A 21,985-nucleotide genomic window follows, 5' to 3' on the forward strand; every position below is an offset into this window, starting at 1 on the left:
ACGACCTCGCTATTCGGTGTAGCGGCTGTCGCAGCCTTCCTGGCTACCGAGAACCCCGGTCCGGAAGGCATCCACTCGGGCGAAGCCGCTCGGTACGGTTTCGCCGTTGACATCGCTGGCCGCCAGGCCGTCGGTGAGCAGGCCCGAGACAGCCTCGTCGAGATCGCCGGGGGAGAGCGTCACCTGCGCCCCGGAGGCCGCAGCGTTGGTGGGGCTCAGAGCTGCGGTGATGACACCGGACAGACACGCTGCACGCAGTGCGGTCTGTGGGCTGTCGAGTGGTTGACCGCGGCCTTTCTGCATCGCCAGGGTGTATCTGGAGACGAGCAGTACGTATGCGTTGTAGTCCCCGGTGATGTTGGTCTGGATCAATTCGCGTCGACCCATTCGGCCGGGGGTTCCGCGCTCGGCCAGTTCGGGGACGCTGATGCCGATGGTATTGGTAGCCGGACAGTACGAGACGGGTTCGGTGGTGACGGCGTCGGTGCAACCGGTGTCGGCTCCGGAGTAGACGACGTTCGGGGCATCGGGCAGATCGAAGATCGCCTGAAATGTTGCGACGAATTGAGCGAGCGTCTCCTCGGTGACGGGCAATTCGCCCGAATCGGAGTCCTGGGTGAACTGTTGGGGCAGATCGGCGCGACGTGAGTCGATCTCGTCGGCGTCCATTCGGGCGCACGCGCCGGGGCCGTCCGTGAAGCCTATCTGGGTGGCGGTGACACGTTCGAATGCCGAACCGTGGTGACTTTCCGGATCATTGGGATCTTCATCGCGGATCGCGACAGCCGAGGCCAGCACCTTGTTGAGTCCGTCAGAGGTGTTGACGGTGAAGTGTGCGGCCTTGTCCTCGGCGACAGCGCGCAGGAACGCGCCGCCGAAGCAGTCCGCCTGCTGCTCACGTACCAGTGCGGCCTCACGCCCTCCCATGGCGATTCCGGCCCGTCGCTGCACGGCATGGCCGTACTCGTGCGCGAAGATGAATGCGACAGCAACATCACCGAACTTTTCCTGCACTTCCGGGAGCAGCAGTTCCCGATCCCAACCAATGGTGTGGTCGATGCTGCAGTAACCGGCGTTGATCAGTTCCTCGGTGGTTTCCTCGCAGAACACAGGGCCGTCCGATCTGGTCGGGTCCCAGGAGATCAGCTCGTCGACCGGTTCGAACGGTTGATCGAACAGTGCTGGAAATTGTTGACTCCAGTACGTCTCGATGTCGGTGATCGCATTGGCCGCCAGCGCGTCGATCGGGCCGCCGTCGGTACCGGTGATGTCGTGAACGGCGTTCGGCGCGCCGGGTCGTGATCCACTGGGCCCGGCGGTGGCGTCCAGGCCGGCGACGCGGAACGGATCGTGGTAGATGGAGACCGGTCGGCCTGCGGTACTCGCGCAGCCCACCACCAGCGCGGACACGGCCACGAGAGAAGCCGCCATCACCGTCGTTCGCCGACCGAGCACCATCAACGCTCCAAACTCATCCAAATCGCTCCGGCCGCGGGAAGTGCGACCTCCGCGGAAGCCGGCCGACCGTGCCACGAGTGCGACGTCGCTGTCACCGCTCCGAGGTTGCCCACACCCGAGCCGCCGTACGCCTGTGCGTCGGTGTTGAGGATTTCAACCCACCGGCCGGGCTCCGGTAGCCCGACGCGGTAGCTCGAGTGGGCGCTGCCCGAGAAGTTGAACAGGCAGGCGACTATCGAGCCGTCAGTACCGTAACGCAGGAAACTGAGGACGTTGTTTTCGGTGTCGTTGGCGTCGATCCAGGAGTAGCCGCCCGGTGACGTGTCGAGGGTCCACAGTGCACTGTGGTTCCGATACGCGAAGTTCAGATCACTCACCAATTGTCGGACGCCGCGGTGCAGTCCGCCGGTGTCCGGATCGTCGAGTTGCCACCAATCGAGACCACGCTCCTCCGACCATTCACCGGTCTGCCCGAATTCCTGTCCCATGAAGAGCAGTTGCTTGCCGGGGTGTGCCCACATGTACGCCAGCAGCGACCGAAGACCGGAGGCCTTGTCGAAATCGCTGCCAGGCAGGCGCGTCCACAGGGTGCCTTTGCCGTGGACCACTTCGTCGTGGCTGATCGGCAGTAGGTAGTTCTCGCTCCACGCGTACATGAGGGAGAACGTGATCTCGTGGTGGTGATACGAGCGGTGCACCGGATCGTGGCCGAGAAAACCGAGAGTGTCGTGCATCCATCCCATGTTCCACTTCATGGTGAAGCCGAGACCGCCGACGTTGGTGGCTCGGGTGACGCCCGGCCAGGCCGTCGATTCCTCGGCAATGGTGACCACGCCCCGGTGTTTCTTGTGGACGGTCGCGTTCATCTCCTGCAGAAACGTGACGGCCTCGAGATTCTCGCGTCCGCCGTGGATGTTGGGGACCCAACCGCCGTCCGGCCGGGAGTAGTCGAGATAGAGCATGGAGGCGACGGCGTCGACGCGCAGGCCGTCGACATGGAATTCGTCGAGCCAGAACAGTGCGTTGGCCACCAGGAAGTTTCGCACCTCGCGTCGGCCGAAGTCGAATACGTATGTGCCCCAGTCCAGCTGCTCACCACGGCGCGGATCCGGGTGTTCGTAGAGCGGGGTTCCGTCGAACCGGGCCAGCGCCCATTCGTCCTTGGGGAAATGCGCAGGCACCCAGTCGACGAGCACGCCGATCCCGGCGCCGTGGAGGTGGTCGACGAACCAGCGGAAGTCGTCCGGGGTGCCGAACCGAGAAGTCGGCGCGTAGTACGACGTGACCTGGTAGCCCCACGATCCGCCGAACGGGTGCTCGGAGACCGGGAGCAGTTCGACGTGGGTGAATCCCGTCGCGAGGACGTAATCGGCGAGTTCCTCGGCCAGTTGCCGATAGTCGAGGCCGGGACGCCACGAACCCAGATGCACCTCGTACACGCTCATCGGAGATTGCGACGGATCGGTGCCTGCGCGGGTCTCGAGCCAGGCGGCGTCGGACCATTCGTGTGAACTCGTGGTGATGCGTGAGGCGGTGGCGGGCGGCACTTCGGTCCCGAATGCCATGGGGTCGGCTTTGTCCCGTACCGAGCCGTCCTGGCCGTGCACCCGGAACTTGTACAGTTCCCCGACTCCGATGTCGGGGACGAAAAGTTCCCAGACTCCGGTGGAGCCGAGCACCCGCATAGGCGCGAACCGCCCTTCCCATCCTTCGAAATCGCCGACGACGCTGACGCCGCGTGCGGCCGGCGCCCACACTGCGAACGAGGTGCCCGTCACGGTTCCGTCGGGTGTCTCGTAGGAGCGGGGGTGTGCCCCGAGGACGTCCCACAACCGTTCGTGGCGACCCTCACCGAACAGATGCAGATCGAGTTCGCCGAGGGTCGGCAGGAATCGGTACGGATCTGCTGCGGTCGCAGTGCGCCCACCGGGGTAGGTGATGCGGTACCGGTAGTCGACCAGATCCGAGTAGGGGACGAGAGCAGCAAAGATCCCATCCGAGACATGTTGGAGTGGAAAAGTTTTCCCGCCGATCACCGCCTCGACGGTTTCGGCGTGTGGACGCAGAGCCCGCACCACGGTACCGCCGGGATGGGAGTGGGCGCCGAGTACGCTGTGCGGATCGTGGTGTTCACCGCGCGCCAGCAGGGCCAGATCGTGGTCGTCCGGAACGATGCCGGCCGAGGCCTTGTCTGCCGGCATCAGTTGCCTCCACCTGTGTTGTGTGCATTGCGTGCCTGGTACGCCAATGCGATCCGAGCCGGATATGGTACCGGCGGTAACGCCAGAATGTGGGCCACGGATCGCCAGGGCTCGAGTCTGACGAAATTGGCTTGACCCCAGTTGAACTGCTCGCCGGTCACCTCGTCGAGGACGGTCATGTGATCGTGCCATTCACGGCCGAGGGCGGGCAGGTCCAGCCACACCGTGCCTTCCTCCGGGGCAAAGGGATTGAGATTGATCACAACCAGCACTGCGTCACCGGTGGCGGCATCGAATTTGGAGTAGGCGATCAGGGCGTCGTTGTCTATGTGATGAAAGTGCAGGTTACGCAGTTGCTGCAATGCCGGGTGGGCGCGCCGAATTCTGTTCAGCGCGGTGATCCACGGTTCGAGGGATTCGCCGCGTGCGGCGGCCTCCGCGAAGCGGCGTGGGCGAAGCTCGTACTTCTCCGAGTCCAGATACTCTTCGCTGCCGGGCTGAACCGCTTGATGTTCGTAGAGCTCGTATCCGGAGTAGACGCCCCACGTCGGCGCGAGGGTGGCGGCTAACGCTGCTCGAAGTGCGAACATTCCGGGGCCGCCGTGTTGCAGGGACTCGTGCAGGATGTCGGGGGTGTTCACGAACAGATTGGGGCGGGCTTCGTCGGCCTTCGCGGCGAGTTCGTTGCCGAACTCCGTGAGCTCCCACTTCGCGATCCGCCACGTGAAGTACGTGTACGACTGGGTGAATCCGCGTCGCGCCAACCCGTACATGCGGGCCGGGCGGGTGAACGCCTCGGCCAGGAACAGGACGTCTGGGTCCGACTTCTTGATCTCGGCGATCAGTGTTTCCCAGAAGTTCGGAGGTTTGGTGTGCGGGTTGTCCACCCGAAAGATCTTGACCCCGACCGATATCCAATGCCGTACGACGCGCAGGATCTCCTTGTCGAGTCCGCGCGGATCGGTGTCGAAGTTGATCGGGTAGATGTCCTGGTACTTCTTCGGGGGGTTCTCCGCGTACGCGATGGTTCCGTCGGGCAGGACGGTGAACCACTCCGGATGTCGCTTCGCCCATGGATGATCGGGTGCGCACTGCAGAGCCAGATCGAGTGCGACCTCGAGATCGAGCGCGCGGGCCTGTGCGACGAAGGCCTTGAAATCCTTCAGCGTGCCCAGCTGCGGATGAACGGCGTCGTGTCCGCCGTCGGAGGATCCGATGGCCCACGGTGAACCGACGTCGTCGGGTTCGGGGGTGAGGGTGTTGTTGCGGCCTTTGCGGTTGATCTCACCGATCGGGTGGATCGGCGGCAGGTAGACGACATCGAAACCCATCGCCGCGATGCGCGGCAGGTCGGCGGCCGCAGTCTTGAACGTCCCGTGCCGTGGCTTCCCGTTCTCGTCCCACCCGCCGGTCGATCGCGGAAAGAATTCGTACCAGGACCCGAAAAGGGCTCTCGTGCGATCGACGATCACTCGGTGTGATTTGCCCTTGGTGACCAACTCGCGTAGCGGAGCGGCGCGCAGCAACTCGGCCACGTCCGACGCGAAGGCCGGGGCGACGCGGGCGGTCACGGTCTGATCGGCACGTAGTGCGGCGGTCACGGCAGCCAACCGGGAGCGGCTGCCCTGGGGTAGACCCAGCGCGGCCTGCTCGAACAGTCGTGCCCCGGTTTCCAAGTCATTGGCCAACTCGACCGGGCCCTGTCCCACGGACAACTTCGCCTCGACGGCGTGCTTCCAGGTTGCGATCGGATCGCTCCACGCCTCGATGCGGAAAGTCCACAATCCTTCGGCGGTCGGGGTGAACACGGCATCGACGGTGTCCGGTAGTGCGCCCGGGTCCATCGGGATGCGCAGAGTTTTGCTACCGCGGGGTCCGCGGACGACGAGGGTGGCGGACACGGCGTCGTGACCCTCCCGCCAGACCGTAGCGTGAACAGGGAAGATTTCTCCCACCACAGCCTTTGCGGGATAGTCGCCCGAGATCTCGGGTACCACGTCGTCGATACCGAGGCGTCCTGTCACGTGGGCTCCATTTCTGCTGATCGATCGCAGTCGTGTACGTCTGCCGGTGGGGCCAGAGCGCGGGCGAGGTGCTCGCCCGGTTCAACCGTAGTGGGTCGGACGCCGCACCGCCGGGAACGGCGGGAGCTCGACTGCCGGGAACGGCGAGAGCTACACCCGCTCGGGTGTGCGCGACTACACCGGACATGTCGGCCCGATCTCGACTAGGGTTCGCGGAGTGAAAGCCTTGCGTCGGTTCACCGTCCGTGCCCATCTTCCCGAGCGCCTCGCCGCACTCGCTCCACTCTCGACCAACCTCCGGTGGTCGTGGCATCCCGAGACACAGGATCTGTTCTCGCGCCTCGACCCCGAACTGTGGCGTACCGTCCAGTTCGATCCCGTGCGAATCCTGGGCGAAGTTGATCCGGCTCGGCTCGACGAACTCAGTACCGATTCGGAATTCCTCCGCGATCTCGACAGTGCCGCAGCAGATCTCGACGACTACCTGAGCACTCCGCGGTGGTATCAGGGGCAGGTTGCCAAGGGGGCGCCTGCAGCCGGGGGTATCGCGTACTTCTCGATGGAGTTCGGTGTCAGCGAAGTCCTCCCCAACTACTCCGGCGGACTGGGCATTCTCGCCGGCGATCACCTCAAGGCCGCATCCGATCTGGGATTGCCGCTCATCGGTGTCGGACTGCTCTACCGGTCCGGCTACTTCCGTCAGTCGTTGACGGCCGACGGATGGCAGGCCGAGCACTACCCGCCGCACGATCCGCAGGGGTTGCCTCTGCGGTTGCTGACCGATGCCGGCCCGTCGTCTGGTGAGGGTTCACCGGTCATCATTCACGTCGCCATGCCCGGTGGCCGGATTCTGCGTGCGCAGGTGTGGATTGCCCAGGTGGGGCGGGTGCCGCTGCTTCTTCTCGACTCCGACGTCCCCGAGAACGACGCGGAGCTGCGCGGAGTGACCGATCGCCTGTACGGCGGTGATCAGGATCACCGCATCAAGCAGGAGATCCTGGCCGGTATCGGCGGGGTGCGGGCCGTCCGCGCCTATACCGCCGCGTACGGTCTGCCTGCCCCCGAGGTGTTCCACATGAACGAGGGCCACGCCGGGTTCCTCGGCATCGAGCGAATCCGAGAACTCGTCACCGCCGAGGGGCTCGACTTCGATTCGGCACTGGCGGTGGTGCGGGCAGGCACCGTCTTCACCACTCACACGCCGGTGCCTGCCGGTATCGACCGCTTCCCGGCTGATCTGGTCCGGCACTACTTCGGGGGCACCAACGGCGAGAACGAGTCGTCGCTCCTGCCGGGGTTGACCGTCGACCGAATCGTCGGCATGGGTCGCGAAGCCGATCCGTCGATCTTCAACATGGCGCACATGGGTCTTCGTCTCGGCCAGCGCGCCAACGGAGTCTCGAAGCTGCACGGCATCGTGAGCCGGGAGATGTTCAACGGTCTGTGGCCGGGGTTCGATGCCGCCGAGGTTCCGATCGGCTCGGTCACCAACGGTGTTCACGCCCCCACCTGGGCGGCACCGGAGTGGATGGACATCGCCCGGCGCATGGTCGGTGACGAACATCTCGAAGAAGCCCGCGGTTGGGAGCGCCTGCACGAACTCTCGGCGGCGGAACTGTGGAGTACTCGAAACACGTTGCGCGGCAAACTTGTCGACGAGGTTCGTCGACGGGTGCGAGCGTCGTGGCTCGAACGCGGCGCCACCGAGGCCGAACTCGGGTGGACGCAGTCGGTGTTCGACCCGAGTGTCTTGACCGTGGGCTTTGCCCGCCGTGTTCCCACCTACAAGCGGCTCACGCTGATGCTGCGCGATCCGGACCGTCTGCGCGCGATGCTCCTCGACGAGAAGCGTCCCGTGCAGTTGGTGGTGGCAGGTAAGTCGCATCCCGCCGACGACGGGGGCAAGGCGCTCATCCAGCAGGTGGTCCGGTTCGCCGACGAGGCCGACGTTCGACATCGCATCGTGTTCCTGCCCGACTACGACATGTCGATGGCACGCTACCTCTACTGGGGTTGCGACGTGTGGCTCAACAATCCGCTGCGACCACTCGAAGCGTGTGGGACGTCGGGCATGAAGTCCGCCCTGAACGGCGGCCTCAACCTGTCGATCCGCGACGGGTGGTGGGACGAGATGTACGACGGCGAGAACGGCTGGGCCATCCCCACCGCGGACGGTGTCTTCGACGACACTCGCCGGGACGATCTCGAGGCCGGGGCGCTCTACGAACTGCTCGAGCACGAAGTCCTGCCCACGTTCTACGACCGTGACTCGGCAGGTCTACCGGTTCACTGGGTCGAGAAGGTCCGGCACACCCTCGAGCATCTCGGTCCGAAGGTCTTGGCCTCGAGGATGGTGCGCGACTACGCGGTGGACTATTACGCGAAGTCTGCCGGGTCAGCGCGAGAAGTGTTGGCGGACAGCTTTTCCGGTGCCCGCGAACTTGCCGAGTTCCGACGTCGGATCGAAGCCGGCTGGCCGTCGGTGCGCGTCGATCAGGTCGACGGATCGGGTTTGCCGGACACCCCGGAGATCGGTGCGAGCATCGCCTTGACGGCGTCCGTCCGTCTGGGCGCGCTGTCCGTCGCCGACGTCGAGGTGCAGGCTGTCGTCGGACGGGTCGGACCCGAGGACGATCTCACGGACGTGGTGACGTTCGCGATGAAGCACGTCGGCGCCGCCGACGGAGCGGACAACTTCGAAGCGGACGTGGCGCTGCCGGTGTCGGGTTCGGTCGGGTACACGGTGCGGGTGTTACCGCATCACCGACTGTTGGTGAATGCCTCCGAGCTCGGACTGGTCACCACCGCGAACGCCTGACCGGGAGCCTGCCGCCACTCCGTCGGGGCGGAGGCGGGCTTACTTGCACCAGCGTGGTGTACCGAGGCCCGGATGTGACTTCTCATCCGGGCCTCGGTGCACATTTGACCGCTATTCGGTAGCGCGGTGCACATTTGACCGCTATTCGGTCAGGGGCGCGAATCGCGAATGCGGGTGAGGGCTTTGCGAACCACATCCGGCTTGCTCGTCTCCCAGAACGGCGGCAGCGACGCCCGCAGATAGCCTGCGTAGCGCGCAGTGGCAAGTCGCGGGTCGAGGACGGCCACCACACCTTTGTCGTCGACGCTGCGCAGCAGGCGCCCGACGCCCTGAGCCAGCAGGAGCGCCGCGTGGTTGGCGGAGACTCCGAGGAATCCGTTGCCGCCATGCGACTCGATGGCTTGTTGACGCGCCATCAACAGCGGGTCGTCGGGGCGAGGGAACGGAATCCGGTCCAAGATCACCAGGCTCAACGACGGGCCGGGCACATCGACACCTTGCCACAGCGACAGCGTCCCGAACAACGACGTCGGCTCGTCCTTGGCGAAGGCCTTCACGAGGGTGCCGGTGGCGTCGTCGCCCTGGCAGAGTACCGGTGTGTCGAGGCGCTCGCGCATGGCTTCGGCGGCGGCTTTGGCGGCTCGCATCGAGGAGAACAGGCCGAGTGTGCGCCCGCCGGTCGCCTGGACCAGATCTGCTATCTCGTCGAGATAGACCGGCGCCAACCCGTCGCGGCCCGGAGTGGGCAGGTGCCGGGCGATGTAGAGAATGCCTGCCTTCGGGTAGTCGAAGGGGGAGCCGACGTCGAGGGAGTTCCAGCGCAATGCCGAAGCGTCGGAAGGTGCTTCGGAGCCGACGGCGGTCCCGGTGTTCGGTGTGGTCGACGATTCCGCAGGCAGTCCCCAGTTGACGGCGAGACCGTCGAACGAGCCGCCGACGGTCAGCGTCGCGGAGGTGAGGACCACCGTCGACTCGGCGAACAGGCGCGTGCGCAGCAGACCGCCGACGGACAGCGGAGCCATGCGTACCGAGCGGCGCACCGAACCCCGGAACTCGTCCGAGGACAGCCAGACGACGTCCTTGCGTTTGGCCGGATCCGGTTCGTCGAAGGCGGTGAGGATGCGCACGGCGCTGTCGTGAATATCGTCGACGGAAGACAGGGCGGCATTCCTGGCGGCAGCGGCCTCGGGGTCGGCGGCTGCCATGCCCGGCTTGGCCGGCCCGATCGCGGTGCGCAACGACCAGGCGGCGTCACGAATCGCGGCCAGGGCGGGTGCGGCCCCGTCCGGCAAGCCCTCCCAGCGTCCGGGGCGAAGCTCCTCGAGCAGTCCGGCCCAGCCCTCCCCGGCGGCTTCGAGGCGGTCGGCGTCACGTTCCTCGACGATCTTGCCGGTTCGCCTGGCCGCTGCACTGATCGACGAGGCGGTCAGGTCTGCTGTTGCGACGCCGGTGACGCGGTCTACCAGTTCGTGGGCTTCGTCGATGACCACCACGTCATGTTCGGGCAGGATCTGGATGCCGGTGATGGCGTCGATGGCGAGCAGCGCGTGGTTGGTGACCACGACGTCGGCCTTGGACGCCTCGACCCGGGCGCGCTCGGCGAAACAGTCCTCACCGACGGGGCACTGATTCTTGCCGATGCACTCGCGCGAGGTCACGCTGACCTGACGCCACGCCTGATCGGAGACGCCCGGCACCAGTTCGTCGCGGTCACCGGTCTCGGTGTCCGATGACCACTCGGTCAACCGCACCACCTCGCGGCCGAGCCTGGACACCGTGAAGGGGTCGAACAACTCGTCCTCGGGAGGCTGCTCGGACGCGCCGGTGTGAATCTTGTTCATGCACAGATAGTTGTTGCGGCCCTTGAGGATTGCGAACTCTGCCCGCCGTCCGAGTGGCTTTTTCAGGGCGTCGGCCAAACGTGGCAGGTCTCGATCGACCAGCTGACGTTGCAGAGCGATGGTGGCCGTGGAGACCACGACGGTTCGTCCCGACTCCACCGCGTGCCGCAGACTCGGCACCAGGTAAGCCAGCGACTTACCCGTCCCGGTGCCTGCCTGTACGGCGAGGTGTTCGCCGGTGTCGATCGAATGCGCCACCGCCGACGCCATGGTCAGCTGGGCGGTCCGCTCGGCACCACCCAGGGACTGCACCGCCGCGCGGAGCAGTTCGGGAACGTTGGGAAGTTGAGCGGCCACTGAAGCAGGTTAGTGGATGCCTACGTCGGAAATGCCGACGGAGTCGGACGGGATATCGGAGTCGCGTCCCACGAGCAACACCCCGGCCTCACGTAACTGTGCCAAAGCGGACTCCGTGGTGGTGGTCGCCACCCCGGCCGTGAGTGGAAGGACGACCGTCGTGGTGAATCCGGCGCGTACCGAATCGAGCGCGGTCGCCCGCACGCAGTGGTCGGTGGCGATACCCACGACGTCGACGTACGTGACGTCGTGGTCGAGCAGCCACTGTTCGAGTGTGAGGCCGTCTTCGGTGGCTCCTTCGAAGCCGGAGTACGCCGCGCTGTAGGCGCCCTTGGAGAACACTGCAGGCCCGGCGACCGACGCGTCGAAAGCCGGATGGAACTCGGCGCCGGTCGTGCCCACGACGCAGTGCACCGGCCAGCTGTCCACGTAGTCGGGGTTCTCGGCGAAGTGAGCTCCCGGGTCGATGTGGAAATCGCGGGTGGCGGCGACGGCGTCGTACTCGTGCGCACGGATGTAGCCGTTGACCGCCGCTGCGACGGCAGCACCGCCGTCGACGGCAAGGGCGCCGCCCTCGCAGAAGTCGTTCTGCACGTCCACCACTATCAAGGCGCGGGCACTCATTTCCGGTCTCCCGTCTCGAATCGAACGTGCACCGCGGATTCACCACGTGAGAGTTTGAGTCCTTCCCACGGGAGGCTGAGCAGGCCGGCGGCGAGCACGGCGCGACTGTCCTCGAGCGTCGGGATGCCGTCGACGGTCTTGCCGTCGCGGACCAGCGGGATCTGGAGCTCTCGTCCGCCGTCGGCTTCGGCGACGGGAGCAGGAGAACCGGCCGGGTAGATCACTTCCTCGACAATGGTGCCGGTGTCACGAACCACGCGCAGCGCCTTCTTCGCGCCGCCACGTGAGGCTTTGTTGCTGCTGCGCTTCTCGACGGCGATGCCGTCTACCTCGACGAGCTTGTAGACCATGCCGGCTGTCGGTGCCCCGGAACCGGTGACCAGCGAGGTTCCGACGCCGTAGGAGTCGACGGGTTCCGCACGCAGTGCTGCGATCGCGTATTCGTCGAGATCACCCGAGACGACGATGCGGGTTTTCGTGGCACCGAGATCATCGAGTTGTTGCCGTACCTGGCGGGCGAGAACACCGAGGTCACCGGAATCGATGCGCACACCACCCAGCTCCGTTCCGGCGACATCGATCGCCGTCTTCACGCCTTCGGTGATGTCGTAGGTGTCGACGAGCAAGGTGGTGGACACGCCGAGCGCGGCGACCTGTCCCCGGAACGCGGCGGCCTCGTCGGTGCCGTCCTCGGTGGTGTGCAGGAGGGTGAAGGCGTGCGCGCTGGTTCCGGCACCGGGAACGCCGTGTCGGCGGACGGCCTCCAGGTTGGAGGTGGCGTCGAATCCGGCGAGATACGCGGCCCTGGATGCGGCGACCGCTGCCTGCTCGTGGGTACGACGCGAGCCCATCTCGATCATTCGACGTCCTGCGGCTGCACTGACCATGCGGGCAGCGGCGGAGGCGATCGCACTGTCGTGGTTGAGGATCGAGAGGATCAGGGTTTCCAGGATGACGCATTCGGCGAACGTGCCGCGTACCGACAGGATCGGGGAATCGGGGAAGTAGAAGTCACCTTCCCGGTATCCGTCGATGTCGCCGGAGAATCGGAAGTCGCGCAGCCAGTTCACGGTGTTCTCGTCGAGGAACTTCGCGACGACCGCCAATTCGGGTTCGCCGAACCGGAATTGCTCGAGTGCGGTCAGTACGCGTTCGGTTCCGGCGACGACGCCGTAGCGTCGCCCGTCGGGGAGGCGGCGCGCAAACACCTCGAAAGTGCAGGTACGGAACGCCGATCCGTCGGCGAGCGCGGCCGAAAGCATGGTCAGCTCGTACTGATCGGTCAGCAGGGCGCTGCTGACTCGCGCATCGTCGACAAGGGGGGACAGTTCGGGTGATGGCGTAGGCACGCACACAACTCTAGGCCCGCCGACGCGTGGGTGGGTGTTCTCGGCTCGCGTCGCGCCGTAGTCTTGGGGGCATGGTTTCCGGCTCCACAACAGTCCACACGAGACGTTCATCGGATGTAACGGCCAGGGGCGCCACAGCGACCTCGCCACAGGCGACGCCGGGGCAGTCGGAAGCGGTGGCGGTGGCCGAATCGGCCGATCGCCCCTGGGTCACGATCGTGTGGGACGATCCGGTCAATCTCATGCACTACGTGACGTACGTGTTCCAGAAGTTGTTCGGCTACAGCAAGGCCAAGGCCACCGAGCTGATGATGCAGGTCCACTCGGAAGGCAAGGCCGTTGTCTCCAGCGGGACCCGCGACAAGATGGAAGCCGACGTGCAGCGACTCCACGCGGCCGGCTTGTGGGCCACCATGCAGCGCGACGACACCTGAGTTCACAACCGAATCCGTTAACTTGTTCGCCTACCTCGAAGACGGGAGTCCGACGCGTGCGGACCTGGAGTAGAAAGAACTCGCTCAGTGGAGTGAAGTTCAAGTCCGAGATCGACGCACACGAGGCGTCGGTGCTGACATCGTTGGTCGAGTCGGTGATCGGACTGCTCGACGAGCGGACGGCGTCGACTCCGCAAGACGAACTGGCCGCACTCACCGGCTTGGTCACCGGTAATTCGCAGGCGCCGGACAATCCTGTCCTTGCGCGATTGCTGCCGAATTTCCAGCGGCCCGATCCCGACAAGGTAGTGCTCGACAACGAGGACCTCGACGATGTCGGCGCCGACGTGAACGGTGCACTACGTAGCTTGCACGAGCCGGGCATCATCGACGCCAAGTCTGCCGCTGCCCGTGTTCTGCTGGCGACGTTGCCCGCTACAGGCGGAAAGGTCGTTCTGAATCAGGAGCAGGCCGACTCCTGGCTCACTGCGCTCAACGATGTCCGCCTGGCGCTCGGAACCAACCTCGGTATCGACGCGGACACTCCGGATGCCTTCGATGCCGACGATCCGCGGGCGCCGCATCTCGATGTCTATCACTGGCTCACCTGGATGCAGGACTCCCTCGTCCAGGCCCTCATGCCGTGACGCCGACACGCACCGGACCCGCCGACTCGTTGACCGATGTGTCGGGCGTCCTGGTCGGGCACCATCATCGGCTCGACGAGAACGCGACGCTCGGTAGCGGATCGGCAACCGGGTGCACAGTCGTTCTGGTGCCAGGCGGTGCCACTGCCGGCGTCGACGTCCGCGGTGGCGGGCCGGGCACCCGGGAAACCGATCTGCTCGACCCCAGCCATTCCGTGCAGCAGGTGAACGCCGTTTTACTCACGGGCGGAAGCGCTTACGGGCTGGCTGCGGCGGACGGCGTCATGCGATGGCTCGAGGAACACGGCCACGGAATTGCGATGGGCGCGCCGGGCCAGGTGGTGCCGATCGTGCCCGGTGCGGTCATCTTCGATCTGCCGGTGGGGGATTGGACGGTGCGGCCGACCGGAGACTTCGGGTTCCTCGCAGCTGAGGACGCGGCCCGTGATTTCGCCACCGGAACGGTGGGAGCCGGTGTCGGTGCGCGAGCGGGCGCAATCAAGGGCGGTGTCGGAACAGCCGGTGTCGTGATCGCCGACGGCCCGGCGGAAGGTGTCACGGTATCGGCACTGATGGTGGCCAATCCGGTGGGTTCGGTCTTCGATCCACGCACCGGCCTGCCGTGGGGAGTCGGTTCGGACGGTGCCGAATCGTTCGGACTGCGTCGCCCGGATACAGCGGAACTCGCGGCGGCCAACGTCGTCGCCGCCAAGGGCACGGTCTTGAACACGACCATCGGTGTGGTTGCCACCGATGCCGTGTTGACGAAGGCGAGCTGCCGCCGCGTCGCCGTCGCCGGCCACGACGGGCTGGCACGAGCGATTCGACCGGCGCACTCACCGCTGGACGGCGACACCATCTTCGCGTTGGCGACCGGTACACACGCGCAGGCGACGACCATCGAGGTTCCGGCAGCGTTCCCGGCGGACCTGCCGGTACTGGACGCGGTGTGCGCGGCCGCCGCTCGGGTGGTGGAGCGCGCGATCGTCACGGCGATTCTCGAAGCCACCTCGGTTGCCGGTATCCCGAGCTATCGGGAACTCTTTCCCTCCGCCTTCCTGTGACGGCGTGTGCGGGGTGCGGCGGTAGGCTCGAGAGCGGAACGGTAGCGGCGGAGAACGGCGGAAGGCGCCTGCGATGACGATGGATTTCAGTAGTCCGAACTTCGGTTCCCGGACCCCGGTGCCACGTCAGTCGTCGGTGTGGAAGCGGTCCGCCGTTCTGGTCGGCGGCTTCGTCGTGTTGCTCTACCTGATCGAGATTGCCGACGTCGTCTCCGGCCAGCGCATCCAGAATGCGGGTGTGTCCCCGCGAACTCTCGACGGATTGTGGGGGATCGTCTTCGCGCCACTGCTGCACGACGACTGGTCGCATTTGATCGCCAACACTGTTCCCGCACTGGTTCTGGGTTTTCTGGTGCTTGTTTCCGGTATCGGGCAGGGATTGGCCGTGACCGGAATCATCTGGGTGATCGGGGGCGCCGGAACGTGGTTGTTCGCCGGCGCGCATTCCAATCACATCGGCGCGTCGGTGCTGATCTTCGGGTGGGTGACGTACCTGCTGGTTCGGGGTCTGTTCGCTCGGAACTTCGGGCAGATACTCGTCGGTGTGGTGGTCTTCGTGATCTACGGCGGAGTGTTGTGGGGTGTGCTGCCCAGTGATCCGCGGGTCTCGTGGCAAGGGCACCTGTTCGGTGCCGTCGGTGGTGTGGCAGCAGCCTGGATGTTGTCCTCGGGCGATCGGGAGAAGCGAAGATCGTCGAAGTCAACGCCAGGACCACCTGGTTTCTGAACGGACCTGAGTCACACCGACTCGGTGGTGTGACTTCGATCGGACAAATCAGTGAAGTGTTTTTCGTAGACAGGTAGACGTGGCAGCATGACCGGTATGCGCATGACCGTCCTGGGGTGTTCCGGCAGCGTCTCGGGGCCGGATTCTCCGGCCTCCGGGTACCTTCTGACGGCACCGGGAACTGAACCGATCGTCATCGACTTCGGCCCGGGAGTGCTCGGAGCACTCCAGCGTCATGCCGATCCGGGCGAAGTGACGATTCTGCTCTCGCACCTGCACGCCGATCACTGTCTGGACATGCCTGGGCTTCTGGTGTGGCGCCGTTACCATCCCCATCCACCCGTCGGCCGTGCGCTCGTGTACGGACCGACCGACACCGCGCTTCGAATCGGAGTGTCTTCCGCGGAGTGTCCGGGCGAAACCGACGACGTCTCCGACACTCTCGACGTCAGGTTGTGGGTCGAGAACGCACCAGTGCAGTTCGGTCAGTTGAATGTCGTCGCGCAACGGATGAATCATCCGCCGGAGGCGTACGGGTTCAGAATCACCGACAACGCCGGCCGGGTATTCGTCTACACCGGCGACACCGGAATGTGTGACAACGTCGTCGAACTTGCTCGTGGTGCAGACGTGCTGTTGTCCGAGGCGTCGTGGACCGACGGTCCCGACCGACCCGAAGGCGTTCATCTATCGGGCCGTGAAGCCGGGCGGGTAGCCGCCCTCGCCGGAGTGGGCGAACTACTCCTGACTCACATTCCGCCGTGGACTTCTCGCGAAGACGTCATCGCCGAGGCCAAGTCCGAATTTTCCGGCCCGGTGCACGCCGTCTCCTCCGGTAGCGTCTACGACATCTGATGCTCGATCAGGCCGTACCGGGGATCGATCGTAGTGGGCGGCTAGGCTCGCGAAGGTGACTACACGAGAAGACGGCAGAGCGGACGACGAACTCCGCACAGTCAAGATCACCCGCGGGTTCACCAGTCATCCAGCCGGATCCGTTCTGGTCGAATTCGGCAACACGCGCGTGATGTGCACCGCGAGTGTGCAAGAGGGTGTGCCGCGATGGCGTAAGGGTTCCGGCCTCGGCTGGCTCACCGCCGAATACGCGATGCTGCCGGCCGCCACGCACACTCGGAGCGGGCGCGAATCGGTCAAAGGCAAAGTTGGTGGCCGAACCCAGGAAATCAGCCGACTCATCGGCCGCTCGCTGCGCGCCTGCATCGATCTCGCCGCGATCGGGGAGAACACCATCGCCCTCGACTGCGACGTACTGCAGGCCGACGGCGGTACTCGCACCGCGGCGGTGACCGGCGCGTATGTGGCTTTGGTCGATGCGGTCACATACCTGCGCGCCGCTGACCTCCTCTCGGATCCGCAGCCGATCTCGTGTGGCATCGCGGCGGTGAGTGTCGGCGTCGTCGACGGGCGAGTGCGTCTCGACCTGCCGTACGAGGAAGATTCACGTGCCGAGGTAGACATGAACGTCGTCGCCACCGACACCGGGACATTGGTCGAGATCCAAGGAACCGGCGAGGGCGCTACCTTCCCGCGCTCGACGCTGGACAAACTGCTCGACTCCGCACTGGCAGGATGCGAGCAGTTGTTCGAGATCCAGAAGCAAGCACTCGCGGAGCCGTATCCCGGTGTGCTCCCCGAACCCAAGAACCCGGAACCCAAGAAGAAGTTCGGTGCCTGAGCTGTGAGCGTACGAGTACTGGTCGCGAGTAGGAACGCGAAGAAACTGAAAGAACTGCACCGCGTCCTCGACGCAGCGGGCGTCCACGGTATCGACCTGGTCGGACTCGACGAGGTGCCACCGTTCCCCGAAGCGCCCGAGACCGGCGCCACATTCGAGGAGAACGCACTCGCCAAAGCGCGAGACGGCGCCGCTGCCACCGCAATGGCTTGCATCGCAGACGATTCCGGCGTCGAAATCGACGCGCTCAACGGTATGCCCGGAGTGCTGTCCGCGCGCTGGTCCGGAACCCACGGCAACGACGAAGCCAACACGACGCTGGTGTTGGCGCAGCTCGGTGACGTTCCCGACGGGCGTCGTGGCGCGGCATTCGTCTCGGCGTGTGCACTGGTGATCCCCGGCGGTGAGGAGATCGTCGTGCGCGGTGAGTGGCGCGGGGTGATCGGCCGTGAACCGGCAGGCGACGGCGGTTTCGGTTACGACCCGATCTTCCGCCCGGACGGCGACACCCGCTCGGCCGCAGAACTCACTGCGGCCGAGAAAGACGCCGCGTCGCACCGGGGGCGGGCACTGGTGCAACTGGTACCGGCGCTCGCTGCTCTGGCCGGCTGACCGAGCAGACGAGTGAGGCCCTGAACGCAACCGCGTTCAGGGCCTCACTCGTCGACGATGTCAGAGCTGGTAGGCCTGCTTGACCTGAATGGTTCGCTTGTGCTCGAACACGAACGACAAGAACGGAATGGTACCGGCGAGCGCGGTGGCGACCGTCGTACCGGCCTTCCACCGGGCCTTGATCGCGAGGTCGATCGTGAACACCAGGTACAGCATGTAGAACAGGCCGTGGATCTGGCCGATGTAGAACAGCCACGACGGGGCATCCGCCGAGTTGTCCAGAATTAGGTATTTGTAGATCATCTCGCCGGTCAGGAACAACAGCCACAGGCCGGTGATCCACGCGAGAACGCGGTAACGAACCAGCGCCGACGCAACCTTCTTCTGCTTCTCGGCATTGACTGCGGGGGCAGCGGTACGCGCTTCCGGACCGGTACTCACGTGGTGCTCCTATCGGACTCGCGAGCGGCGAGCTGCGCAAGGTAGTCGTTGTATTCGAGCATCTGCCGGGCCTCCGGATCGTCGACGTCGAATTCCGCGTCGTCGAAACGAGCCCGTGGCCGTTGCGGCAGAAGATCCGCCGGAATCTCACGCGGCGGCGCGGCAGCCTCTTCCGCCTCGGCTTCCTCCGGATCGACGTCTTCCAACTTGACGAACTTGAGGTACGCATACACGACGAATCCGGCGAAAAGCGGCCATTGGAACGCGTAACCGAGGTTCTGTCCGTTACCCCCGACAGCCTCGAAGCGCTCCCACTGCCACCATCCGAGCGCCAAGCAGGTTGCTGCCGACGCGATGACCAGCACGATCAGCGCAGGCCGGCGTTTAGTGGCGTTCTTGGACACACCTAGACGGTACCCGAGAGCTGTTCTGCCGTGTCAGGCGATCTCCGACACGGTGTCGTAGAACCGTTCCACGGTGTGTCGTAGAACCGTTCCACGGTGTGTCGTAGAACTGCTCGACGGTGTGTCGTAGAACTGTTCGACGGTGTGTCGTAGAACCGTTCCAGAAAGTTTTCCAGGTGTGCCTCAGTCGGGCTCTGGCGCACCGAACCGCTCTTTGACGGTCACATCCAGCCCCTTGATCCCGACTCGGGTGCCGTCGGGCTCGGTTCGCGCTCGACCTTCGCTACCCGGTGTGCGGCGGTACGATTACGTTCACGTTGCAAGTCCACGATCGTCACCGGCTCGGTCGTCGTCGAGTTCGAGGTTTGAACTCCCCGTGCGGCCAGGTCAGGGTACCGAAGGGATGTATGTACCGATGACTCGTATCGCCATCAACGGATTCGGCCGTATCGGCCGAAATGCATTGCGCGCCTTGCTTGAACGGGACACCGGGCTGGAGATAGTGGCCGTCAACGACCTGACCGAGCCGATCGCTCTCGCACGGCTCCTCGGGTTCGATTCCACGGCAGGGCGTCTCGGCCGTCCGGTGGAGGTGGACGGCGACGTTCTCGTCGTAGACGGACATCGCATCAAAGTTCTTGCCGAACGCGACCCGGTGCAGTTGCCGTGGGACGAATTGGGCGTCGAGATCGTGTTGGAATCGACGGGACGTTTCACCTCCGCGAAGGCGGCGAACGCCCACATCGATGCAGGGGCGAAGAAGGTGTTGGTCAGCGCACCGTCGGACGGCGCCGACGTCACGCTCGCATTCGGCGTCAACACCGACGCCTACGATCCGGAGCGGCACACGATCGTTTCCAATGCCTCGTGCACCACCAATGCCCTGGCCCCGCTGGCCGCTGTGCTCGACGAGCTTGCAGGTATCGAGCACGGCTTCATGACCACGGTGCACGCGTACACCCAGGAGCAGAATCTGCAGGACGGACCGCACCGTGATCCTCGTCGTGCCCGCGCCGCTGCGGTCAACATCGTTCCCACCACCACGGGCGCGGCCAAAGCCATCGGACTCGTCCTGCCGCAACTCGAAGGCAAGTTGTCCGGTGACTCGATTCGTGTTCCCGTTCCGGTGGGCTCGCTGGTCGAGCTCAACACCAGCGTGGCCCGTGACGTGACACGCGACGACGTCCTCGCCGCTTATCGCGCAGCGGCGGAGGGCGCGTTGGCGGGCATCCTCGAATACTCCGACGATGCGTTGGTCTCGTCCGACATCACGGGCAACCCGGCGTCGTCGATCTTCGATTCCGAGCTCACTCGCGTCGACGGTCGGCACGTCAAGGTTGTCGCCTGGTACGACAACGAGTGGGGATTCTCCAACCGTGTCATCGACACACTCGAACTTCTTGCCGGACGGTGACATTTCGGTACAAGGCGATAGATATTGCGCGGGTTCGGATTTGATCGGCCACTGGGGCGAATGGCACTGCTGACGTGGGCGCGTCCGTTCTGTTCATCGGGGGAAGATTGCGATCAGGTCGATGTCGAACGGGCGTAGGCCCGGCGCATTGACCGTCAAGTGGTCGATCGCGGCCACCGCACATCCGGCCGCCAGGTGTCCATGCTGCACGGATGAGCATTGGGCTCATCTGCCTGGCGCTGGTGGTGGGGCAATACTCGTGAGCGGGTGGTACGCGGCATGGAGTGCTCCCGCTCCGCGGCAGGTGGCCGAGATCCGTTCCGCGGACGCGCCGACCGACGCGCAATCCACCCCTCCTCTCCGTTGGACGACTGCGGATTATCTTGCACTCTGACAGCTTTCGCGGTGCGATTGCTGACGGAGGCGTCACCTGTCGAGCACTGCATTGCGCTCACCGACAACGGCTTCAGGGCGTTATCCGGGTGCTCGCCGATATGGTCGTGCCGGGGCCGCTGAACCTGGGTTCGAGCACGTTCGCGTGCGGCTGACTCTGCCGTTTCGAGCTCACCGCATCCGTGAGCCCTTTCCGCGGCATGGTCGACGAACGCTCCGAAAGCCGAGTCCTGCTTGACGATCTCGTGCGATTCTGGCTCCAGCGGATCGATGTCCGGCGCCGGCAACGTCAGCGGTTACGACGATCGGTTCGATATCTGCGCCGACAGGACCGGAACCAGTATCGGTGATGGTCGAGCTCGACGGTTGCCACCGCATTCCGGTGGACGGTTCCGCCCCGGTAGCACTCGTCACGGATGACCAGGCTCGGCTGCTGTAATCGTGAAATTCGAATGCCCGGCGAATCGAGGATTGACCTGAACCTCACTAGAGATCCTAGAGTTCGTTCATGCCTAGTTCACAGACGACCTCCGAACCGAATTCATCGACCTACAGCGTGATTCTGGCGATCGTCACCGACGTGCAGAACGGATTCGACAACAACGATGCTCAGCGGATGAACGCGCACCTCGCCGATGACGCGGTGGTGGTCACGGCTCGCGGAACGGTTCTCAGCGGACGCCCGGACATCGAGCGAGCGACGGAAGAAAGTTTCGAATCCGGATTCTCGAGCGACGCCACCGCCTACTACCAGGTGACCGACGTTTTCCTCCTCGCCCCGGACGTCATCTCGGCGCGCAAGAACGCGTGGTCGACGCGCGCGAGTGCCGAAGCGGGAAGCCCGCCGGAAATGAACGCCCTCTACATATTCGTCCGACGATCGAACCGTTGGCTCATCTGGAGGCGGCAGAATACGCTCGTGGCCTGATCCGTCCGGTCTGATCGGCGCCGGCATTGCCGCGCTGGTCACGGATTCGAGCTGCCCCGCGAACGCTTCCTGACCGATGAAGCCGTTCGCGGGTACCGCTCGTGGTGCGCGAGGGGGGACTTGAACCCCCACGTCCTGAGACACTGGAACCTAAATCCAGCGCGTCTGCCAATTCCGCCACTCGCGCGCGGAATTCAAAGGATACGCGACGGCGACAGCAGCCGCGAACACCACCCTCGCGAGCGACGGATCGGTGCTCGTCAGGCCGAGGGGAAGGCGCGTTCGCCGCGCGGATCGACGTGTCGCCTCCGCAAGCCGCTGATACGAAGCGCTCGAGCAGATCTGCCGAGTCCGCAGTGGATTTTCCCGACAGGAAGACGAGAGCGCCGAAGCTCTTGTGGCCCAGTCCTGGAACCGAGACCACCGCCACTCGCTGCTGATCATCGTCGAGGTGGGCATTCGAGGACGCTCCGACGCCGATCAGCGCTGTTGCGGTGCGAGCGACGGCCTCGGCTTTGGTGAAGTAGCTGCCGGATACGCGTTGTCGGTTGCC

General features: G+C 65.0%; 18 protein-coding genes and 1 tRNA gene. 10 read left to right on the top strand and 9 right to left on the bottom strand.

Going from position 1 to position 21,985, the window contains the following annotated elements; all coding sequences use genetic code 11:
- Positions 1 to 9 precede the first annotated feature (9 nt).
- The 3 genes from ABH922_RS05985 to ABH922_RS05995 are packed head-to-tail and all read right to left on the bottom strand — an operon-like array spanning position 10 to position 5,683.
- Positions 10 to 1,458 (bottom strand): neutral zinc metallopeptidase, encoded by a 1,449-nt coding sequence (locus ABH922_RS05985; protein WP_424809580.1) that lies wholly within the window; start codon positions 1,456 to 1,458, stop codon positions 10 to 12.
- The gene (glgB, locus tag ABH922_RS05990; RefSeq protein ID WP_424806048.1) at positions 1,458 to 3,659 is read right to left on the bottom strand and encodes a 1,4-alpha-glucan branching protein GlgB; all 2,202 of its coding nucleotides are present in this window, start codon (positions 3,657 to 3,659) and stop codon (positions 1,458 to 1,460) included. The genes ABH922_RS05985 and glgB overlap by 1 nt, the downstream gene beginning before the upstream one ends.
- Positions 3,659 to 5,683 carry a maltotransferase domain-containing protein gene (locus tag ABH922_RS05995; RefSeq protein ID WP_424806049.1) on the bottom strand — a complete coding sequence of 675 codons (2,025 nt, stop codon included), beginning with the start codon at positions 5,681 to 5,683 and terminating at the stop codon, positions 3,659 to 3,661. Before ABH922_RS05995 ends, glgB begins: the two co-directional genes overlap by 1 nt.
- A gap of 217 nt (positions 5,684 to 5,900) precedes the next feature.
- Between ABH922_RS05995 and glgP the strand changes: the two genes are divergently transcribed.
- The gene (gene glgP, locus ABH922_RS06000) at positions 5,901 to 8,501 is read left to right on the top strand and encodes an alpha-glucan family phosphorylase (RefSeq protein ID WP_424806050.1); all 2,601 of its coding nucleotides are present in this window, start codon (positions 5,901 to 5,903) and stop codon (positions 8,499 to 8,501) included.
- 149 nt (positions 8,502 to 8,650) lie between these two features.
- On the opposite strand, the gene ABH922_RS06005 is transcribed toward glgP, so the two are convergent.
- The 3 genes from ABH922_RS06005 to ABH922_RS06015 are packed head-to-tail and all read right to left on the bottom strand — an operon-like array spanning position 8,651 to position 12,672.
- On the bottom strand, positions 8,651 to 10,699 hold the full coding sequence (locus tag ABH922_RS06005; protein ID WP_424806051.1) for an ATP-dependent DNA helicase: 2,049 nt from the start codon (positions 10,697 to 10,699) through the stop codon (positions 8,651 to 8,653).
- A 9-nt stretch (positions 10,700 to 10,708) separates the two neighbouring features.
- Complete coding sequence (locus tag ABH922_RS06010) at positions 10,709 to 11,323, bottom strand: isochorismatase family protein (protein WP_424806052.1); 615 nt, start codon at positions 11,321 to 11,323, stop codon at positions 10,709 to 10,711.
- Positions 11,320 to 12,672, bottom strand: coding sequence for a nicotinate phosphoribosyltransferase (locus ABH922_RS06015; protein ID WP_424806053.1), 1,353 nt, complete (start codon positions 12,670 to 12,672; stop codon positions 11,320 to 11,322). Before ABH922_RS06015 ends, ABH922_RS06010 begins: the two co-directional genes overlap by 4 nt.
- Before the next feature lie 71 nt (positions 12,673 to 12,743).
- Between ABH922_RS06015 and clpS the strand changes: the two genes are divergently transcribed.
- The 7 genes from clpS to rdgB all read left to right on the top strand — a co-directional run bounded on the left by clpS (position 12,744) and on the right by rdgB (position 17,852).
- Complete coding sequence (clpS, locus tag ABH922_RS06020; RefSeq protein ID WP_424806054.1) at positions 12,744 to 13,106, top strand: ATP-dependent Clp protease adapter ClpS; 363 nt, start codon at positions 12,744 to 12,746, stop codon at positions 13,104 to 13,106.
- Positions 13,107 to 13,162: 56 nt separating this feature from the next.
- Entirely contained in the window at positions 13,163 to 13,753 is a 591-nt protein-coding gene (locus ABH922_RS06025) for a DUF2017 domain-containing protein (RefSeq protein ID WP_424806055.1), read from the top strand.
- The gene (locus tag ABH922_RS06030; protein WP_424806056.1) at positions 13,750 to 14,817 is read left to right on the top strand and encodes a P1 family peptidase; all 1,068 of its coding nucleotides are present in this window, start codon (positions 13,750 to 13,752) and stop codon (positions 14,815 to 14,817) included. The genes ABH922_RS06025 and ABH922_RS06030 overlap by 4 nt, the downstream gene beginning before the upstream one ends.
- Positions 14,818 to 14,890: 73 nt before the next feature.
- The gene (locus tag ABH922_RS06035; RefSeq protein ID WP_424806057.1) at positions 14,891 to 15,544 is read left to right on the top strand and encodes a rhomboid family intramembrane serine protease; all 654 of its coding nucleotides are present in this window, start codon (positions 14,891 to 14,893) and stop codon (positions 15,542 to 15,544) included.
- A gap of 96 nt (positions 15,545 to 15,640) precedes the next feature.
- Positions 15,641 to 16,399 (top strand): cyclic nucleotide-degrading phosphodiesterase, encoded by a 759-nt coding sequence (locus tag ABH922_RS06040; RefSeq protein WP_424809581.1) that lies wholly within the window; start codon positions 15,641 to 15,643, stop codon positions 16,397 to 16,399.
- 55 nt (positions 16,400 to 16,454) lie between these two features.
- Positions 16,455 to 17,240, top strand: coding sequence for a ribonuclease PH (rph, locus tag ABH922_RS06045; RefSeq protein ID WP_424806058.1), 786 nt, complete (start codon positions 16,455 to 16,457; stop codon positions 17,238 to 17,240).
- A 3-nt stretch (positions 17,241 to 17,243) separates the two neighbouring features.
- Positions 17,244 to 17,852, top strand: coding sequence for an RdgB/HAM1 family non-canonical purine NTP pyrophosphatase (gene rdgB / locus ABH922_RS06050; RefSeq protein ID WP_424806059.1), 609 nt, complete (start codon positions 17,244 to 17,246; stop codon positions 17,850 to 17,852).
- Positions 17,853 to 17,912: 60 nt separating this feature from the next.
- Here the strand turns inward: rdgB and ABH922_RS06055 are convergent, their stop codons facing one another.
- Positions 17,913 to 18,293 (bottom strand): DUF3817 domain-containing protein, encoded by a 381-nt coding sequence (locus ABH922_RS06055; protein ID WP_424806060.1) that lies wholly within the window; start codon positions 18,291 to 18,293, stop codon positions 17,913 to 17,915.
- Positions 18,290 to 18,697: a transcriptional regulator gene (locus ABH922_RS06060; RefSeq protein WP_424806061.1), complete on the bottom strand. Its 408-nt coding sequence runs from the start codon at positions 18,695 to 18,697 to the stop codon at positions 18,290 to 18,292. The genes ABH922_RS06055 and ABH922_RS06060 overlap by 4 nt, the downstream gene beginning before the upstream one ends.
- 415 nt (positions 18,698 to 19,112) lie before the next feature.
- Between ABH922_RS06060 and gap the strand changes: the two genes are divergently transcribed.
- Together gap and ABH922_RS06070 are read left to right on the top strand one after the other, a co-directional pair.
- A complete protein-coding gene (gene gap / locus ABH922_RS06065) occupies positions 19,113 to 20,111 on the top strand; it encodes a type I glyceraldehyde-3-phosphate dehydrogenase (RefSeq protein WP_424806062.1) in 999 nt (332 codons plus the stop codon).
- A 901-nt stretch (positions 20,112 to 21,012) separates the two neighbouring features.
- Positions 21,013 to 21,432 (top strand): YybH family protein, encoded by a 420-nt coding sequence (locus tag ABH922_RS06070; RefSeq protein ID WP_424806063.1) that lies wholly within the window; start codon positions 21,013 to 21,015, stop codon positions 21,430 to 21,432.
- A 102-nt stretch (positions 21,433 to 21,534) separates the two neighbouring features.
- On the opposite strand, the gene ABH922_RS06075 is transcribed toward ABH922_RS06070, so the two are convergent.
- A tRNA-Leu gene (locus ABH922_RS06075) sits at positions 21,535 to 21,619 on the bottom strand.
- Positions 21,620 to 21,985: the final 366 nt, after the last annotated feature.

This window comes from Rhodococcus sp. 27YEA15 (assembly GCF_049739425.1).
GTDB lineage: Bacteria > Actinomycetota > Actinomycetes > Mycobacteriales > Mycobacteriaceae > Rhodococcus_F.

Excerpts from the sequence above, each read along its gene's own strand:
- ABH922_RS06070 (WP_424806063.1), top strand. The coding sequence starts at position 21,013 with ATGCCTAGTTCACAGACGACCTCCGAACCGAATTCATCGACCTACAGC.
- clpS (WP_424806054.1), top strand. The coding sequence starts at position 12,744 with ATGGTTTCCGGCTCCACAACAGTCCACACGAGACGTTCATCGGATGTA.
- ABH922_RS05985 (WP_424809580.1), bottom strand. The coding sequence starts at position 1,458 with ATGGTGCTCGGTCGGCGAACGACGGTGATGGCGGCTTCTCTCGTGGCC.
- ABH922_RS06010 (WP_424806052.1), bottom strand. The coding sequence starts at position 11,323 with ATGAGTGCCCGCGCCTTGATAGTGGTGGACGTGCAGAACGACTTCTGC.
- ABH922_RS06035 (WP_424806057.1), top strand. The coding sequence starts at position 14,891 with ATGACGATGGATTTCAGTAGTCCGAACTTCGGTTCCCGGACCCCGGTG.
- ABH922_RS06040 (WP_424809581.1), top strand. The coding sequence starts at position 15,641 with ATGCGCATGACCGTCCTGGGGTGTTCCGGCAGCGTCTCGGGGCCGGAT.
- gap (WP_424806062.1), top strand. The coding sequence starts at position 19,113 with ATGACTCGTATCGCCATCAACGGATTCGGCCGTATCGGCCGAAATGCA.
- glgB (WP_424806048.1), bottom strand. The coding sequence starts at position 3,659 with ATGCCGGCAGACAAGGCCTCGGCCGGCATCGTTCCGGACGACCACGAT.